General features: G+C 72.9%; 1 protein-coding gene and 1 pseudogene. Both read right to left on the bottom strand.

The window, feature by feature from the left end; genetic code table 11:
* A pseudogene (locus ACWDAK_RS40575) lies at positions 1-2,468 on the bottom strand (type I polyketide synthase); the annotation flags it as partial.
* 51 nt (positions 2,469-2,519) lie between these two features.
* Positions 2,520-4,776 (bottom strand): SDR family NAD(P)-dependent oxidoreductase (locus tag ACWDAK_RS40570; protein WP_427396289.1); only part of this gene is annotated, 2,257 nt, incomplete at its 5' end.

Raw genomic sequence — 4,776 nt, 5'->3', positions numbered from 1 at the left:
GGGCCCATCGCGGACAGGACCCCGTCCGGACCCAACTCCACGTAGGTGCGGACGCCTTCGGCCTCCAGGGCCTGGACCGCGTCGTGGAAGCGGACGGCCTCACGGACGTGACGCACCCAGTACTCGGGGGTACGGATGTCCTCGGTGATGTCGCCGGTGAGCGTGGAGACGATCGGGATCCGGGGAGCGTCGAAGGTCAGCCCCTCGGCGACGGCGCGGAACTCCGCGAGCATCGGCTCCATCAGCGGCGAATGGAACGCATGGCTCACCGTCAGCCGCTTGGTCTTCCGACCCTGGGCAGCCAGCTGCTCCGCGACCGCGACAACGGCTGCCTCGACACCCGAAATCACCACCGAGGTCGGCCCGTTGACCGCCGCGATGCCCAACTCGTCGGTCAGCAGCGGCAGGACCTCGTCCTCACTCGCCCGCACCGCCACCATCGCACCACCCGAAGGCAGCGCCTGCATCAGGCGGCCACGGGCGGCCACCAGCTTGGCGGCGTCCGCCAGCGACAGCACACCCGCGACGTGCGCGGCGGCCAGCTCACCGATCGAGTGGCCCGCCAGCAGGTCGGGCCGCAGGCCCCATACCTCGACCAGGCGGAACAGCGCCACCTCGATCGCGAACAGCGCCGGCTGCGTGTACCCGGTCTGATCCAGCTCCTCGCCCGAGAACACCACCTCGCGCAGCGGACGCGCGAGATGCCCGTCCAGCTCCGCGCACACGGCGTCGAAAGCCTCGGCAAAGACCGGGAAGGACTCGTACAGCTCGCGACCCATCCCGGCCCGCTGGCTGCCCTGCCCGGTGAACAGGAACGCCGTCCGGCCCTCGACCACCGATCCCTGCACCAGGTTCCCGGCCGACTCACCCGAAGCCAGCGCGCCGAGACCCCGCAGGAATTCCGCACGATCCTCGGCGACGACCACCGCACGACGCTCCAGCGCCGCCCGACCCGTCGCCAACGAGTAGGCCACATCGACAAGTTCAAGCTCACCGGCCGACAGCAGCCGTTCGGCCTGCGCCCGCAGCGCGGCTTCGCCCTTCGCCGAAAGCACCACCGGCAGCACCGACGGCGACACGGTCGCCTCGGCAATCGCATCCTCGACGACCGGAGCCTGCTCCAGGATCGTGTGCGCGTTGGTACCGCTCACGCCGAACGCCGAGATACCGACCCTGCGCAGCTCGCCGGTCTCCGGCCACGGCTGGGCCTCGGTGAGCAGCGAGACCGCGCCCGCCGTCCAGTCCACGTGCGGTGACGGCTCGTCCACGTGCAGCGTCTGCGGCAGCAGACCGTGCTGCATGGCCTGCACCATCTTGATCACACCCGCCACACCGGCCGCCGCCTGGGTGTGGCCGATGTTGGACTTCAGCGAGCCCAGCCACAGCGGACGCTCGGCCGGACGCTCCCGGCCGTAGGTGGCCAGCAGCGCCTGGGCCTCGATCGGGTCGCCGAGCGTCGTACCCGTGCCGTGCGCCTCGACCGCGTCGACCTGACTCGTCGTCAGACCGGCGTTCTCCAGCGCCTGCCGGATCACCCGCTGCTGTGACGGACCGTTCGGCGCGGTCAGACCGTTGGACGCACCGTCCTGGTTCACCGCCGAGCCGCGCACCACCGCCAGCACCGGGTGCCCGTTGCGGCGGGCGTCGGAGAGCCGCTCGACCAGCAGCATGCCCACGCCCTCGGACCAGCCGGTGCCGTCCGCCGCGGCGGCGAACGCCTTGCACCGGCCGTCCGAGGCCAGGCCGTGCTGGCGGCTGAACTCGACGAACACGTCCGGGGTGGCCAGCACGGTGACGCCGCCGGCCAGGGCGAGCGAGCACTCGCCGCCCCGCAGCGCCTGCACCGCCAGGTGCAGCGAGACCAGCGACGAGGAGCACGCGGTGTCGACCGTCACCGCCGGTCCCTCGAACCCGAAGGTGTAGGAGAGGCGGCCGGAGACCACGGCGGCCGCGTTCCCGGTGAGCATGTAGCCCTCTACGCCGTCCGGCAGCTCGTCCGTCACCGCGCTGTAGCCCGATGCGGAGGCGCCGACGAAGACCCCGACCGGCTTGCCGCGCAGCGACGTGGAGTCGATGCCGGCCCGCTCGAAGACCTCCCAGGAGGTCTCCAGCAGCAGGCGCTGCTGCGGGTCCATCGCCAGCGCCTCGCGCGGGCTGATCTCGAAGAACGCCGGGTCGAACTCGGCGGCATCGTGCAGGAATCCGCCCCCACGGGCGTAGAAGGTGCCCTGGCGGTCGGGGTCCTCGTCGTAGAGGTCGAAGAGGTTCCAGCCACGATCGGTGGGGAACTCGGAGATGGCGTCGCCGGAGGTGGCGACCAACTGCCACAGGGCCTCCGGCGACTCCACGCCGCCGGGGAACCGGCAGCTCATCGCCACGATGGCGATCGGCTCCCTGGAAGCCGCGATCAGCTGCTGGTTCTGCCGGCGCAGGCGCTCGGCCTCCTTGAGGGAGGCCCGCAGCGCTGCAACGACTTTTTCGTTGGGCGTGGTCATCATGAGCTCCGCACTTCGAACGTGTCAGGATTCGTTGCTGTCGAGGGCGATGTCGATGAGGCTCGCCACGTCCATCGTGTCGATCAGGTCCAACTCATCGCCGCTGCTGGGGGTTGAGCTGTCGTCGCCGGGGTTGGCGAGCTTCAGCAGGGTCTCCAGGAGTCCCACCTCCCGGAACCGGGCCAGCGAGATGCGCTCCAGTGCCGCGCGCAGCTCGGCCTCCTGCGGGTCGAGGGCGCCTTCCCGGACGCTGTCAGGGAAGAGCTCGTCCCGCAGGTGCTCGGCGAGGGCCGCGGGCGTCGGGTAGTCGAACACCGCGCTCGCCTGCAGGCGCAGGCCGCTGGCCGCGTTCAGCCGGTTGCGGAGTTCGACCGCCGTCAGCGAGTCGAAGCCCAGCGCCCGGAAGGCCCTGGCCGGTTCGATCGACTGCGCACCCGGGTAGCCGAGCACCCCGGCCACCTCGCCGCGCACCAGTTCCAGCAGCGCGCGGTCCCGGTCGACCTCCGAGAGCCCGGCCAGCCGGTCCAACAGTTCGGCCTGCTCGCCGCCGGCGGCCTCGGCGTCCTTCGACTCGGCCGCCAGCAGCTGCTGGACCTCGGGGAGTTCCCCGATCAGCGGGCGCGGACGGGCGGCGGTGAAGGACGGTACGAAGCGCGCCCAGTCGACATCGGCGACGACGTGTGCGGGCTCGCCGCTCCGCAGCGCCCGCTGGAGTGCGATCAGTGCGGAGCCGGGCGCCATCACCGGCAGGCCGAACCGGCGCAGGTGCTCCTCCGCCGCTTCACCGGCCGCCATGCCGGCCTCGGCCCAGGGACCCCAGGCCACCGAGGTGCCGGCCAGGCCGCTGGCCCGGCGGGACTCGACCAGGGCGTCCAGGAAGGCGTTGGCGGCGGCGTAGGCGGCCTGGCCGCCGCTGCCCCAGATGCCCGCGATCGAGGAGAAGGTGACGAAGGCGTCGAGTTCGGTGCCGGCCAGCAGGTCGTCCAGGTGGACCGCGCCGGCCACCTTGGCCTCGATCACGGCGGCCAGGTCGGCCGGGGTGCTGTCCGTCAGGGCGGCGTCCGCGACCGCTCCGGCCGCGTGGACGACGGCGGTCAGCGGCTGCTCGATCGAGTCGAGCAGGGCGGCCAGCGCGTCACGGTCGGCCACGTCACAGGCGGCCACGGTGACGGTGGCACCCAACTCGGCTATCTGGTCGCGCAGTTCGGCGACGCCGGGCGCGTCCGGTCCGCGGCGGCTGGTGAGCACCAGGTGCTCGGCGCCGTTGCGGGCCAGCCAGCGGGCGACCTGGGCGCCCAGGGCACCCGTACCGCCGGTGATCAGGACCGTACCGCGCGGCGTCCAGTCGGCACCGTCCGTGTGGGCTGCCCGGACCAGCCGGCGTACGGACAGGCCGGACGGCCGCAGGGCGAGCTGGTCCTCGGCCTCGGCGCCGGTCAGGGCGACGGCCAGCAGCTCCCGGGTGCGCTCGTCCATGCTCTCCGGGAGGTCGACCAGACCGCCCCAGCGGTCGGAGTGCTCCAGGCCGACCACCCGGCCGAGGCCCCAGACCTGAGCCTGTGCCGGGTTCTGCAGCCGGTCCGCTCGGCCGGTGGACACCGCACCGCGCGTCACGCACCAGAGCGGCGCCCCGACCTCGGCATCGCCCAGTGCCTGTACCAGCAGGGCGGTGGCGGCGAGACCGGCGGGCATCGCGGGGTGCTCCGGGTGCGGGTCCTCGTCCAGCGCGAGCAGCGAGACGACGCCGGCCGTGGCACCGGTTCCGGCGAGTTCCCGGCGCAGGCGGTCCGCGAGCGCGGCACGGTCCGCGTCGGCCTCGGTGAGCGTCAGCTGCCGTACCTCGGCGCCGCGCTCGGTGAGCGTGGTGACAGTGTCCAGTACGGCGGCGTCCTCGGCGTGCCCGGCCGGGACGACCAGCAGCCAACTGCCGAAGACGGCGGCGGTACGAGTCCCGGCGAGCGGCTTCCAGGTGACCCGGTAGCTCCAGCCGTCCACCGCGGACTGCTCGCGGTTCCGGCGGCGCCAGGCCGTGATGGCCGGCAGGGCGGAGCTCAGCGGCTGGTCGCCGTCGAGGCCCAGGGTGGCGGTCAGTTCGTCGAGGTCCTCGCGCTCGACCAGCTCCCAGAACCGGCTGTCCACCGAGTCCGGGACGGCGGCGGGGGCGACGGGCGCCTTCGGCCAGTAGTGCTGGCGCTGGAAGGCGTAGGTGGGCAGCTCGGTCCGGCGGGCGCCGGTGCCGGCGAAGAACGCCTCCCAGTCGACGTCCGCGCCGCGTACGTGG

Source organism: Kitasatospora sp. NPDC001175 (assembly GCF_053598215.1).
The sequence above is the reverse complement of the archived record's forward strand: the minus strand, read 5'-3'. Positions and strand labels throughout refer to the sequence as shown.